The organism is Pseudomonas sp. P1_A1, from assembly GCF_056406935.1.
In genome coordinates, this window is the sequence record NZ_JBFTZE010000021.1 from 17,008 (window position 1) to 29,605 (window position 12,598).

Consider the following 12,598-nt stretch of genomic DNA (forward strand, 5'->3'; position numbering starts at 1 on the left):
GGAACGATCGAACTCAACGCCGAAGATACGACCCGAAATCAATATCCCCGGCACTCAAGATCGCCTGCACCCGATTGTGCACATTGAGTTTGCGCAAGATCGCCGAGACGTGGGCCTTGACCGTGGTTTCGGCGATTTCCAGGGTATAGGCGATCTGTTTGTTCGATTCGCCCTTGGTCATGCGCTCAAGCACCAGCAACTGTTTGCGGGTCAGCGCCTGGAGCAGCTCCGGCGGGAAGCTCGGGGTCTCGCTCATGCGCCGGCTGGCGCCACTTTTTTGCGTGCGGATGATGTCCGGCGGCAGGTACACATTGCCATTGAGAATCTGCTGGATGGCCTCGGTCATCTGCACCCGTGGCGAGGACTTGGTGATGAACCCCACCGCGCCATAGGTGATGGCTTGCAGCACGATCTGCTTGTCCTGTTCGGCCGAGACGATCACCACCGGAATGGTCGGCGCCTCGTTGCGCAGGTTGATCAGGCCATTGAGGCCGTGCATGCCGGGCATGTTCAGGTCGAGCAGGATCAGGTCCAGGTCGTCGTGTTCCTGGGTCAGGGCCAGGGCGCTGTCGAGGTCGGCGGTTTCCATGACCTCGCTGCCGGGGAAACCGTCGCTGATGACGTTGTGAATGGCTTCGCGAAACAGCGGGTGATCGTCGGCAATCAGAATTTTGTACATGGCCTTTCACCTCATTATTTTTTTCAGGGTGTGGCAACAACACGCAGGTGTTCAAGTCAGGGAAAAGGCTCGGGCTTTGCCTGCGTCACGGGCAGATTCGCCGCTTGCCAGGCATCCAGTCCGTCGCGGTACCAATACAGTGTTTTATAGCCCATGGAAGCAGCGCGTTTTACCGCGTTCCAGCTCAACCAGCAATCGGAGCGGCAGTAGAAGACCAACGGTTGCGTGTGATCGCCAGCGGTCAATGTGTTCAGGTTACGCGCAAAATAGTCTTGCCAGTCGGGCGTCAGATCGCCGTCACCGGTATTGGCCAGCCAATGGCTGCCGGGCAGGTTTTCGTGGGGCTGGTCTTCGATGAAGCGGCCCTGTAGCCATTGTCGGCGGTAGACGTCGATCAGCACCGGCCGGGGCGTCTGCTTGAGCAGGTCCTGCAGGGCGGGCGTGTCGATGATGCTCGCGCCCTGGAGCTGAGTCGGGGTCGGACTGCGGTACAGGCCGATGCGATAGCCGTCGGCGGAGAACAGCGCTGTTTCGGCCTGCGCGGTGCCCAGCAACAGGCTCAGCGACAGCGCAGCGAGAGAGGGGCGCAACAGAACACGTCGGGCACGCGGCATAGGGGTCAGTCCTTATAGTTATGAACCCATTACATGCCAGTAGCGATGCGTTGTGAATGCGACGATAGACAGGTAAACCAGTACCAAAGTAGTAATTTTGTCCTGTTGATCGTTCCCACGCTCTGCGTCACTAGTGTCCGGTAAAACCTTTTCAGAGCTGAAGGCTGCCTTGGGCAGCCTTCAGCTCTGTTCGCTTTTGCCTTCGGTATTCAAGGTGTTCGATGCTTAATGGGCGCTCGAACAAACTGTGGGTCAGCCGAATGGCGAAGTCTGAAATAGCCCCCGAACAACCTGAGCGGCGCTGATAAAGGTGCAGCAAAAGGTAGGTAATCAAGGCACTGTAGATCTGCAGACGGACGGCATTTTCGGAGAAGCCGAAATACCGTTTGAGCTTGAGGTTTTGCTTGATCCACTTGAAAAACAACTCGATCTGCCAACGTTGTTTGTACAGATCGGCGATCTCCTCAGCTGAGCGAGAGAAGTCGTTGGTGACCAGCACCAACGGCGTTTCGTGGTCGTCTCGACGAACCTGAATCCGACGTACAGCCTGATCCTTGTAGTGATTCGGACGCCGAGTGTTCAGGTATTTCTTAGCGAATAACACCGATTCGTCTGCCTCAATGAATTCCGCTGCATCCTCTTCCCTCAAATTTTCTACCTGCTTTAGATTGGCGTTTCTCTTCAGTCGTGTGACGAAGAAAGAGCCCATCTGATCAATCTGGTGCCACCAGTTGTAGTCGCAGTAACCCTTGTCGAAAACGTATGTCATACCCGCTTCAAGCGGCATGGTCAGGGCATCGCTCAGATCGTTGACGTTGGCGGCGGTGATGTTTACGTAAGTCGGGGCTGTTTGCCGTGGATCGATTGCCACATGCACCTTCAGGCCTTGAGTTATGCGGGTTTTCGTCGCGGTGGTCCATTCGTCAAAACCGGGTCCACGCAAGCTGATCGAGGTCGAATCGATCAAGGTGATCATTGCCTCGAGCGACTTGCGCTGTTTGCGGCCAATGCCTTGAAGCAAGTGCTCGCAGGCCAGTCGAAACGGCTCTGAGCTGCGCTTGTTCAGCGCGTCACAAAGGGTCGAGCGCACCATGTTCTTGGCGTTGAGGTGGTGACGATGGGGTTCCAGCGACTGTGAAGCTGTTGCCAACGTGCGCAAGCTTTTAGCTTGGACCATCTGACCGTAAATCAGCGTGATAAGTAGATCCCACGAAGTGAACTGCTTGGCATAACGATCAGCGCCACAGCGTTTGACGGATGCTTTGAAGAGCTGATGGGGAAGGGCCTGGAGCATTTGTGCAAATCGAGTGCTGCTGAACATGGGCGAAAATCGAGTCTGAAAACCTGATTATTGCTTACGAAGCAGGCACAGCAAGGGGGAGCAAGCTCCCCCTTTAGTTTTTACCGGACACTAGTGACGCATGCCGCGGATGGCCCTTCTGCAACTGGCCGTCTTCGTCCGCCGGGAAGCGCTTGGCGCCCAACGTCACGGCCTGATAAATCCGCACCCGCTCACCAATGATCGCGGTCTCGCCGATCACCACACCCGTGCCGTGGTCGATGAAGAAGCTGCGACCGATCTGCGCGCCAGGGTGGATGTCGATACCGGTGGCCGAGTGAGCGATTTCCGAGCTGATCCGCGCCAGCAACGGCAACCCGGCGCGGTACAAATGGTGGGCCAGGCGATGGTGAATCACCGCCAGGATTCCCGGGTAGCACAGCAACACCTCATCGACACTGCGAGCCGCCGGATCGCCGTGATAGGCCGCCAGCACGTCGGTGTCCAACAGGCTGCGCAATTCCGGCAGAGCGAGGGCGAAGTCCTGAATGATCCGGATGGCCTTGGCTTCGACTTCAGAATCGCCCCCGGCACTGTGACGAGCGACGTAGCGCAATTCGAGCCGCGCCTGAGCCAGCAATGCATTCAACGCCACGTCGAGTGTGTGGCCGACGTAGAAGTCCTCACTCTCCTCGCGCAAATCCACCGGCCCCAGACGCATCGGAAACAACGCACCGCACAAGGCTTCGAGAATGTCCGCCATGGCCGCTCGGGACGGCAACTCGCGACCGCCCTGCTCGGTGCTGGCGCGGCCGTTTTGTGCGCGCCACTGGTCGCGCGCCGTACGCAGTTGGCTGACGATGGTCTGCAATTGCCAATGGCTGGAACGCTCGCTCACGGTAAAAACTCCTCACGGGCGGCCGGACTGTCTGGCCGCACTGACGGCGATTACTTTACGGCAACGACTTGCAGCCGAATTAAGAACCAATAGTGCTGTTAACAATACTTTTGGCTATAAGCGATTGGCAGTTGCCCCACTAAATACCCGTGCCTATAGTCCTGACATCTTCCTCCGCCAGTACGGACCCATGATCAAACAACAGCTTGCCCGTTTTAACCGCCTCGACCTGCTCGGTCACCCTACCCCCCTGGAAAAACTCGAACGCCTGTCGACCTGGCTGGGCCGCGATGTGTACGTCAAACGCGATGACCTGACGCCATTGGCACTGGGCGGCAACAAGCTGCGCAAACTCGAATACCTCGCCGCCGATGCCCTGGCCCAGGGCGCCGATACGCTGATCACCGCTGGCGCGATCCAGTCCAACCACGTGCGCCAGACCGCCGCCATTGCGGCCAAGCTTGGCCTGGGCTGTGTGGCGCTGCTGGAGAACCCGCTCGGCACTGACGATAGCAACTACCTCGGCAATGGCAATCGGCTGTTGCTGGACTTGTTCGATGCCAAGGTCGAACTGGTGGAAAACCTCGACAACGCTGACGAGCAATTGCAAGCGCTGGCCGCACGTCTGCGCAGCAACGGCAAGAAACCCTATCTGGTGCCGATTGGTGGCTCCAATGCGATGGGCGCTTTGGGTTATGTCCGTGCGGGTCTGGAACTGGCCGAGCAGATCAAGGACACCGGGCTGCAATTCGCCGCCGTAGTCCTGGCTTCCGGCAGTGCCGGCACCCATAGCGGCCTGGCGCTGGCATTGAGCGAAGTACTGCCGGATTTGCCAGTCATCGGCGTGACCGTTTCCCGTAGCGATGAAGCTCAACGACCGAAAGTCCAGGGCCTCGCCGAACGCACTGCCGAGCTGTTGGGCGTGGGCCTGCCGGCGAGTTTCAAAGTCGAACTGTGGGACGAATATTTCGGCCCGCGTTATGGCGAGCCGAATGCCGGGACGTTAGCGGCGGTGAAGCTGTTGGCGAGCCAGGAAGGGTTGTTGCTGGACCCGGTGTATACCGGCAAGGCCATGGCCGGTTTGCTCGACGGCATCGGGCGTCAGCGCTTCGATGAGGGCCCGATCATCTTCCTGCATACCGGTGGAGCGCCGGCGTTGTTTGCCTACAAAGACTTTCTGTAACCGATCATTCCCACGCAGAGCGTGGGAACGATCTCCAAGCAACCCCGCATATCTCATAAAAGAATAACAAACTTAATATTTATTATTTTCCTATCTAAAGACGACATCATATAGTCGCGCCGCAGGCGAATTTGCAGCGAGACGCATAAGCTGCTTTAGGGCAGGATATCGCAGTCGTTCAAATCCCGAATTTGCCAACTTTCCTTAAGCGTCTTCCATAAGAAAACACAGGGGCTTGTCATGAATTTTTCCGCACTACGTAGAAATCTGCTGGTGGGCTCGTTGGGCCTGGCGCTGAGCGCCGGCCTGCTCGGGCAAGCGGTTGCCGGAGAGCAGCTGCAAAAAATCAAGGACGCCGGCGTGATCAACGTCGGCCTGGAAGGCACTTATCCGCCGTTCAGCTTCGTCGACGAGGCCGGCAAACTGAACGGCTTCGAAGTCGAGTTCTCCGAAGCCTTGGCCAAAGAGCTGGGCGTGAAGGTCAAACTGCAGCCAACCAAATGGGAAGGCATCCTCGCGGCCCTGGAATCCAAGCGTCTGGACGCGGTGATCAACCAGGTAACCATCACCGAAGAGCGCAAGAAAAAGTACGACTTCTCCGAGCCGTACACTGTTTCCGGGATTCAGGCGCTGACCCTGACCAAAAACAAAGACACCATCAAGACCGCCGCCGATCTGGCCGGTAAGAAAGTCGGCGTAGGCCTGGGCACTAACTACGAGCAGTGGGTGAAAGAGAATGTACCTAAGGCTGACGTCCGCACCTACGAAGATGACCCGAGCAAGTTCCAGGATCTGCGCGTCGGCCGCATCGACGCCATTCTGATCGACCGCCTGGCCGCGCTGGAATACGCCAGGAAGGCCAAGGACACTGCCGCCGCCGGCGAAGCGTTCTCCCGCCAGGAGGCCGGTATAGCCTTGCGCAAAGGCGAGCCTGAACTGCTGGCCGCGGTGAACAAAGCCATCGACAAGCTGCGTGCCGACGGTACGCTGAAAAAGCTTTCGGAAAAATACTTCAGCGCTGACGTCACTCAATAATGGGAGAAGCTTTCCAACTCGCGCTGGACTCCGCGCCCTTTCTACTCAAGGGCGCGTATTACACGGTCATCCTGAGCCTGGGCGGAATGTTCTTCGGCCTGCTGATGGGCTTCGGCCTGGCGTTGATGCGCCTGTCGCGCTTCAAACTGGTGAGCTGGATTTCCCGCATCTACGTGTCGTTCTTTCGCGGCACGCCGTTGCTGGTGCAACTGTTCGTGATCTATTACGGCTTGCCGCAATTGGGCATCGAACTTGATCCGCTGCCGGCAGCCCTGATCGGCTTCTCGCTGAACATGGCGGCCTACGCCTGCGAAATCCTGCGTGCCGCGATCAGCTCCATCGAGCGCGGCCAATGGGAAGCTGCGGCCAGTATCGGCATGACCCGCGCGCAAACCCTGCGCCGGGCCATTCTGCCGCAAGCGATGCGCACGGCCCTGCCGCCGTTGGGCAACAGCTTCATCTCGCTGGTCAAGGACACCGCGCTGGCGGCCACCATTCAGGTGCCGGAGCTGTTCCGCCAGGCGCAGCTGATCACCGCCCGTACCTTCGAAATTTTCACCATGTATCTTGCCGCCGCGCTGATCTACTGGGTTCTGGCCACGGTGCTTTCGCACCTGCAGAACAAGTTGGAAGAGCGGGTCAATCGGCACGACCAGGAGTCCTGACCCAATGATTGTCGTGGAAAAACTGACAAAGCAGTTCAAGGGTCAGGTGGTGCTCAACGGCATCGATCTGCAGGTGAAGGAAGGCGAGGTGGTGGCAATCATCGGCCCCAGCGGCTCGGGCAAGACCACGTTCCTGCGTTGCCTGAATTTTCTGGAAGAACCCACCAGCGGCCGGATCAAGGTCGGCGACATCGAGATCGATGGCAGCCGTCCCCTGAACCAGCAGCAGAGCCTGGTACGACGCTTGCGCCAGCATGTAGGTTTCGTGTTCCAGAACTTCAATCTGTTCCCCCATCGTACGGCCCTGGAAAACGTCATCGAAGGCCCGATCGTGGTGAAGAAAATCCCACGGGCCGACGCCGTTGCCTTGGGTAAGAAGCTATTGGCCAAGGTCGGCCTGGCGGGCAAGGAAGACGCTTACCCGCGACGTCTCTCCGGTGGTCAGCAACAGCGCGTGGCGATTGCCCGGGCGCTGGCGATGGAACCGGAAGTGATCCTGTTCGATGAACCGACCTCGGCGCTGGACCCGGAATTGGTGGGCGAAGTGTTGGCGACCATCCGCGGCCTGGCCGAGGAGAAACGCACCATGGTGATCGTCACCCACGAGATGGGTTTTGCCCGGGACGTGGCCAACCGCGTGGTGTTTTTCGACAAGGGTGTGATCGTCGAACAAGGCGAAGCCAAGGCGCTCTTTGCCAACCCGAAAGAAGAACGGACGAAGCAGTTTCTCAGCAAGTTTCTTAATAACGCTTAATTGCGTCGTCCTTTCAAAGAACCGTCAACTTCCATGGATGGAAGTGACACATTCCTTCTTCTAAAAACCTCATACCCCTCCCTCCTGACCTATTTGACTCATCCAAATCATAAGCAACTTCCAGCCATCCCGTGCGGTACATATATATGTCCTGCAACAGATTCATCTCTCTTAAAATCCATGAAATCCGTCACCATCCTCACTCAACGGGTTGCTGCCTCCAGGGCATGAAACCCACAAAATATTGGTCTAAATTCGACAGCACGATGCGGTTTACTAACTACACTGCGTAGGAAATTTCTGAATAACCCAAGAACCAACCTTTAACCAATAAACACTATTGACACCTATTCGAACCCACTCTTATCTAGTCTCCAACAAGCGACTTTCATCAAACTCGATCACTCTTCAAACACACAAAAAGTGAATCGTTTTGTTGCCTGGTAATTCACACCTTTCGATCTTTCAGAAACGGACTTCGCGGTAAGGCTTCAAGGAGAGAACCCCATGACAAGCACTTCGAACAAACCCGAACTTGCAGCCCCGACCCTGGCGCAAACTCACAAGGCCGGCATCAACATCACCTCGGCCGCTCATCTCATGATCGACGTGCCGCCCTACCCCGGCATGGACGAAGGCGACCTGATCGAGCTGTTCTGGAACAACTGCTACGTGGCTTCCAGCGTGTTGGGGGCCGACCATGACGGCAAAGCGGTGAGCCTGCGGGTGCCGGAGAGCTTCATTGCCAATGGATCTGCGCGCATCCATTACAAAATCATGCAGGTCGGGCAAGGGCCAGCGATATCACCGGCGGCGCGCGTCCAGATCAAACTCGATTGCCCGGGCGGCCTGCCCTCGCCCCTTTGCGATGAGGAAAACCAGAGCCTGGCGCCCGTGTTCATCCCCGAGACCATTCGCCGTCAGGGGGTCAATCCGAACCAGGTCAAGCGCGGTGTGCCATTGACCATCGAACCGTATCTGAACATGGCCACCGACGACGAAATCACCCTGCGCTGGGGCGATGTGCGCATGGACCTGCCCAAACTCAAGGCCGACGATGTGGGCCAGCCGATTCACGTCTGGGTGCCACCGGCAATCATTCTCGAAGCCGGCGAAGACCTTCGACTGGAAGTGACTTACTGCATCCTCGATCGGGTGGGCAACAACTCGCGCTGGGCACCGGCACGCACCCTGAAGATCGGCTGTGCCAATCCCTACTTGAAAGTGCCGCCGAAGGAAGTGCTCAAAGCCGCTGAGCCCCGCAAACGGTGAGGCGTCTGTAAAACCTCTAAAGATCGCAGCCTTCGGCAGCTCCTACCTGGATTGGTGTACACCCTGTAGGAGCTGCCGAAGGCTGCGATCTTGGCGATTTAAAGGACGATGGCCTTCTATGCATATTCCTAAAAGTTAGTTCATTAATTATTTACACGCGTTTAGGGTATATACACCGGACCACCGGACATTCGTGTTTTTCGTTCGCCGCAACACCTGCGGCGTTTTCATGAGATGTGAGGTAGGTATGGTCCGGAACACAATCACCCCAGTGCAAATCGCCAGGGCATTGCGTGCAGCCAAGGAGCGGCACTGATGTCCAGTCTGGCAGATGCAATCATCCAGAGTGATCTGGACATCGCCCCGTTGTTGTTGCCCGCGCAGGTCTTGCGCAACGACGCACAAGCCATCAAGGCTGCCCAAGAGCTGGCGCAAGTCGCTCGCCTGCAAGCCGCCAAACGTGACCAGCAGCGCAAGCTGCCCTGGTCGGAAATCGAACAGTTCACCCGCAGCGGCCTGGGCAGCATCGCCATCCCGCGTGAGTACGGCGGCCCACAGGTTTCATTCGTCACCGTTGCCGAAGTCTTCGCGATCATTTCCGCGGCCGACCCGGCCCTGGGGCAGATCCCGCAGAACCACTTCGGGATTCTCAACCTGGTACTCGGCAGTGCCACCGAGTCGCAGAAAAAGCAGCTGTTCAAAAGCGTGCTCGAAGGCTGGAGGATCGGTAACGCGGGACCGGAGCGCGGTACCAAAAATACCCTGGAGCTCAAGGCGCGAATCACCGCCGACGGCGATGGCTTCGTCATCAACGGGCAGAAGTTCTACTCCACCGGCGCATTGTTCGCCCACTGGGTGGCCGTCAAGGCGCTGAACGATGACGGCAAGCAAGTACTGGCCTTCGTTCGTCGTGGCACGCCGGGCTTGCGCATCGTTGATGACTGGTCGGGTTTCGGCCAGCGCACCACCGCCAGCGGCACCATTTTGCTCAACAACGTGCGGGTCGACGCCGAGCTGGTGGTGGATAACTGGAGGATCAACGACAGCCCGAACACTCAAGGCGCCGTATCGCAACTGATTCAAGCGGCTATCGACGCCGGCATCGCCCGGGGCGCCATCGATGACGCCATCGAATTCGTGCAAAAACGCGCACGCCCCTGGATCGACGCCAAGGTCGAACGGGCGAGCGACGATCTCTACGTGATCGCCGATATCGGCAAGCTGAAAATCGAACTGCACGCCGCCGAAGCGCTGCTGCGCAAGGCCGGGCAAGTGCTCGATCAGGTCAACGCCACGCCGCTCACCGCCGAGTCCGCGGCACGCGCCTCGATTGCCGTTGCCGAGGCCAAAGTGCTGACCACCGAGATCTCGCTGCTGGCCAGCGAAAAACTCTTCGAGCTGGCCGGCAGCCGCGCCACCCTCGCCGAGCTCAACCTCGACCGCCACTGGCGCAATGCCCGGGTGCACACGCTGCACGACCCGGTGCGCTGGAAGTATCACGCGGTTGGCGCTTATCACTTGAACGGCACGTTGCCGGCTCGCCACTCCTGGATTTAACGACCAGATCGCTGGAGAAACACATGTCTCTTTCTCGAAACGTCGCGGTCATTACCAGCGATGAGCAAGCCCTGATCGTCGCCGGTGACCTGGCCGACGACTTCAAACGCGACAGCGCCCTGCGCGACCGCGAACGTCGTTTGCCGCACCCGGAACTGGAAGTGTTTTCCCGTTCGGGCCTTTGGGGCATCAGCGTGCCAAAGGAATACGGCGGCGCCGGGGTTTCCAACGTCACCCTGGCCAAAGTGATCGCGTTGATCGCCCAGGCTGACGGCTCCCTGGGGCAGATCCCGCAGAACCATTTCTACGCCCTCGAAGTGCTCCGTGTGAACGGCAGCCATGAGCAGAAAAAACGCCTGTACGCCGAAGTGCTGGCCGGCCAGCGTTTCGGCAATGCACTGGCGGAACTGGGCACCAAAACCGCCCATGACCGCGTCTCCCGCCTGACCCGCGACGGTGACGGCTATCGCATCAACGGCCGCAAGTTCTACGCCACTGGCGCGATTTACGCTCAGCGCATCCCCACCTCTGTGGTGGACGAAAACGGCGTGCAGCAACTGGCCTTCGTCCCGTACAACAGCAAAGGCCTGACAGTCATCGACGACTGGAGCGGCTTCGGCCAGCGCACCACCGGCAGCGGTTCGGTGGTGTTCGAGGATGTCTACGTTGCCGCCGAGGACGTGATTCCATTTCAAAGCGCGTTCGAACGCCCGACCACTGTCGGCCCATTGGCGCAGATTCTCCACGCCGCGATCGACACCGGCATTGCCCGCGCAGCCTATGAAGATGCATTGCATTTCGTGCGCACCAAAACCCGGCCGTGGATCGACGCCACACATGAAAAAGCCACCGAAGACCCGCTGACCATCAAGAGTTTCGGCCACTTGAGCATTCGTCTGCATGCCACCGAAGCCTTGCTGGAACGCTCCGGCGAATTCCTCGACCAGGCCCAGGCCGACACCAACGCCGACACCGTCGCCGCCGCGTCGATTGCGGTTGCCGAAGCCCGCGCCATCAGCACCGAGATCTCCCTCGCCGCCGGCAGCACGTTGTTCGAATTGGCCGGTAGCCAGGCAACCCTGATCGAACATGGTCTGGACCGTCACTGGCGCAACGCCCGGGTTCACACCCTGCACGACCCGGTGCGCTGGAAGTATCACGCGGTGGGCAATTACTACCTCAACGATGAAAACCCGCCGTTGCGGGGGACCATTTGATGAGCAAAAAGAAGATCCTGCTCAACGCGTTCAACATGAACTGCATCGGGCACATCAACCATGGCCTGTGGACCCATCCACGGGACACCTCCACTCAGTACAAGACGATCGAATACTGGACCGAACTGGCGCAACTGCTGGAGCGCGGACTGTTCGACGGTCTGTTCATCGCCGACATCGTCGGCGTGTACGACGTCTACCAGAACTCGGTGGACGTGCCGCTCAAAGAGTCGATCCAGTTACCGGTCAACGACCCGCTCCTGCTGGTCTCGGCCATGGCCGCCGTCACCAAAAACCTCGGCTTCGGCCTGACCGCCAACCTGACCTACGAGCCGCCGTATCTGTTCGCCCGGCGCCTGTCGACCCTCGATCACCTGAGTCGCGGCCGGGTCGGCTGGAACATCGTCACCGGCTATCTGGACAGCGCCGCCAAGGCCATGGGCCTGAGCGAGCAGGTGGAACACGACCGACGTTACGACCAGGCCGACGAATACCTGCAAGTGCTCTACAAACTCTGGGAGGGCAGCTGGGAAAACGGCGCGGTGCTCAACGACCGCGAGCAACGGATCTACGCCCAGCCGGACAAAGTGCACAAGGTCGAGCACAAGGGCGAGTTCTATCAGGTCGAGGGATATCACCTCTGCGAGCCGTCGCCGCAACGCACGCCGGTGCTGTTCCAGGCCGGCAGCTCGGATCGCGGTTTGCTGTTCGCCGGGCGGCATGCCGAGTGCGTGTTCATCAGCGGCCAGAACAAACCGGCGACCCGGGTTCAAGTGGACAAGGTTCGCGCCAGCGCCGTCGAGGCCGGGCGCAAGCCTGAGGACATCAAGGTGTTCATGGGCTTGAACGTGATCGTCGGCGCCACCGAAGCGCTGGCCTGGGCCAAGCATGCCGAATACCTGAGCTACGCCAGCGCCGAGGCCGGCGTGGCGCACTTTTCGGCGTCCACCGGGATCGATTTTTCCGAGTACGAACTCGACGAACCGATCCAGTACGTGAAGAGCAACGCCATCCAGTCTGCCACCAAGAACCTGCAAAACAACGACTGGACCCGCCGCAAACTGCTGGAACAACACGCCCTCGGTGGCCGCTATATCACTGTGGTCGGCTCGCCGTCGCAGGTGGCCGATGAGTTGGAATCGTGGATCGCCGAAACCGGCCTCGACGGCTTCAACCTGACACGGATCGTCACCCCGGAAAGCTATGTGGATTTCATTGAGCTGGTGATTCCGGAGTTACAGCGCCGAGGGTCATACAAGACCGCTTACGACGACGGCAGCCTGCGGGAAAAGCTGTTTCAGCGTGACGCGCATTTGCCTGAGCAACACACGGGCTCCCACTACCGACACTAACCCCCGACCCTGATCGTTCCCACGCTCTGCGTGGGAATGCAGCCAGTGACGCTCTGCGTCATCGCCGCAGGGACGCGGAGCGTCCCGGGAGGC

11 protein-coding genes and 1 pseudogene are annotated in these 12,598 nt (G+C 59.0%); 8 read left to right on the top strand and 4 right to left on the bottom strand.

Annotated features, from left to right (window positions below; all coding sequences use genetic code 11):
- Window positions 1-13 precede the first annotated feature (13 nt).
- From AC1D2Q_RS24945 to AC1D2Q_RS24960, 4 genes and pseudogenes are all read right to left on the bottom strand, one after another.
- Window positions 14-679 (bottom strand): response regulator transcription factor, encoded by a 666-nt coding sequence (locus AC1D2Q_RS24945; RefSeq protein ID WP_018929713.1) that lies wholly within the window; start codon window positions 677-679, stop codon window positions 14-16.
- 56 nt (window positions 680-735) lie between these two features.
- Entirely contained in the window at window positions 736-1,293 is a 558-nt protein-coding gene (locus AC1D2Q_RS24950) for a PQQ-dependent catabolism-associated CXXCW motif protein (protein WP_477814894.1), read from the bottom strand.
- A gap of 151 nt (window positions 1,294-1,444) precedes the next feature.
- Window positions 1,445-2,614, bottom strand: coding sequence for an IS4 family transposase (locus AC1D2Q_RS24955; protein WP_477814895.1), 1,170 nt, complete (start codon window positions 2,612-2,614; stop codon window positions 1,445-1,447).
- Between the two features lie 100 nt (window positions 2,615-2,714).
- Window positions 2,715-3,470: pseudogene (locus tag AC1D2Q_RS24960) on the bottom strand (serine O-acetyltransferase); the annotation flags it as partial.
- Window positions 3,471-3,660: 190 nt separating this feature from the next.
- Between AC1D2Q_RS24960 and AC1D2Q_RS24965 the strand changes: the two are divergent.
- The 8 genes from AC1D2Q_RS24965 (at window position 3,661) to AC1D2Q_RS25000 (ending at window position 12,505) form a co-directional block, all read left to right on the top strand.
- Window positions 3,661-4,653: a D-cysteine desulfhydrase gene (locus AC1D2Q_RS24965; RefSeq protein ID WP_477814896.1), complete on the top strand. Its 993-nt coding sequence runs from the start codon at window positions 3,661-3,663 to the stop codon at window positions 4,651-4,653.
- A gap of 240 nt (window positions 4,654-4,893) precedes the next feature.
- Window positions 4,894-5,688, top strand: coding sequence for a cystine ABC transporter substrate-binding protein (tcyJ, locus tag AC1D2Q_RS24970; RefSeq protein ID WP_007939565.1), 795 nt, complete (start codon window positions 4,894-4,896; stop codon window positions 5,686-5,688).
- Window positions 5,688-6,353, top strand: a complete 666-nt coding sequence (gene tcyL, locus AC1D2Q_RS24975) for a cystine ABC transporter permease (protein WP_007939566.1) — start codon at window positions 5,688-5,690, stop codon at window positions 6,351-6,353. Before tcyJ ends, tcyL begins: the two co-directional genes overlap by 1 nt.
- A gap of 4 nt (window positions 6,354-6,357) precedes the next feature.
- Window positions 6,358-7,107 carry an L-cystine ABC transporter ATP-binding protein TcyN gene (gene tcyN / locus AC1D2Q_RS24980; protein WP_007939567.1) on the top strand — a complete coding sequence of 250 codons (750 nt, stop codon included), beginning with the start codon at window positions 6,358-6,360 and terminating at the stop codon, window positions 7,105-7,107.
- A gap of 507 nt (window positions 7,108-7,614) precedes the next feature.
- The gene (locus AC1D2Q_RS24985) at window positions 7,615-8,379 is read left to right on the top strand and encodes a hypothetical protein (protein ID WP_477814897.1); all 765 of its coding nucleotides are present in this window, start codon (window positions 7,615-7,617) and stop codon (window positions 8,377-8,379) included.
- A gap of 315 nt (window positions 8,380-8,694) precedes the next feature.
- Window positions 8,695-9,936 carry an SfnB family sulfur acquisition oxidoreductase gene (locus AC1D2Q_RS24990; RefSeq protein ID WP_477814898.1) on the top strand — a complete coding sequence of 414 codons (1,242 nt, stop codon included), beginning with the start codon at window positions 8,695-8,697 and terminating at the stop codon, window positions 9,934-9,936.
- Window positions 9,937-9,959: 23 nt separating this feature from the next.
- The gene (locus tag AC1D2Q_RS24995) at window positions 9,960-11,153 is read left to right on the top strand and encodes an SfnB family sulfur acquisition oxidoreductase (RefSeq protein WP_477814899.1); all 1,194 of its coding nucleotides are present in this window, start codon (window positions 9,960-9,962) and stop codon (window positions 11,151-11,153) included.
- Window positions 11,153-12,505 (top strand): LLM class flavin-dependent oxidoreductase, encoded by a 1,353-nt coding sequence (locus AC1D2Q_RS25000; RefSeq protein WP_477814900.1) that lies wholly within the window; start codon window positions 11,153-11,155, stop codon window positions 12,503-12,505. Before AC1D2Q_RS24995 ends, AC1D2Q_RS25000 begins: the two co-directional genes overlap by 1 nt.
- Window positions 12,506-12,598 lie beyond the last annotated feature (93 nt).

What these genes read in the sequence shown, in the direction of transcription:
- AC1D2Q_RS24990 (WP_477814898.1), top strand. Translation starts at nt 8,695, where the DNA reads ATGTCCAGTCTGGCAGATGCAATCATCCAGAGTGATCTGGACATCGCC.
- AC1D2Q_RS25000 (WP_477814900.1), top strand. Translation starts at nt 11,153, where the DNA reads ATGAGCAAAAAGAAGATCCTGCTCAACGCGTTCAACATGAACTGCATC.
- tcyN (WP_007939567.1), top strand. Translation starts at nt 6,358, where the DNA reads ATGATTGTCGTGGAAAAACTGACAAAGCAGTTCAAGGGTCAGGTGGTG.
- AC1D2Q_RS24995 (WP_477814899.1), top strand. Translation starts at nt 9,960, where the DNA reads ATGTCTCTTTCTCGAAACGTCGCGGTCATTACCAGCGATGAGCAAGCC.
- tcyJ (WP_007939565.1), top strand. Translation starts at nt 4,894, where the DNA reads ATGAATTTTTCCGCACTACGTAGAAATCTGCTGGTGGGCTCGTTGGGC.
- AC1D2Q_RS24955 (WP_477814895.1), bottom strand. Translation starts at nt 2,614, where the DNA reads ATGTTCAGCAGCACTCGATTTGCACAAATGCTCCAGGCCCTTCCCCAT.
- AC1D2Q_RS24945 (WP_018929713.1), bottom strand. Translation starts at nt 679, where the DNA reads ATGTACAAAATTCTGATTGCCGACGATCACCCGCTGTTTCGCGAAGCC.
- AC1D2Q_RS24965 (WP_477814896.1), top strand. Translation starts at nt 3,661, where the DNA reads ATGATCAAACAACAGCTTGCCCGTTTTAACCGCCTCGACCTGCTCGGT.
- AC1D2Q_RS24950 (WP_477814894.1), bottom strand. Translation starts at nt 1,293, where the DNA reads ATGCCGCGTGCCCGACGTGTTCTGTTGCGCCCCTCTCTCGCTGCGCTG.
- tcyL (WP_007939566.1), top strand. Translation starts at nt 5,688, where the DNA reads ATGGGAGAAGCTTTCCAACTCGCGCTGGACTCCGCGCCCTTTCTACTC.
- AC1D2Q_RS24985 (WP_477814897.1), top strand. Translation starts at nt 7,615, where the DNA reads ATGACAAGCACTTCGAACAAACCCGAACTTGCAGCCCCGACCCTGGCG.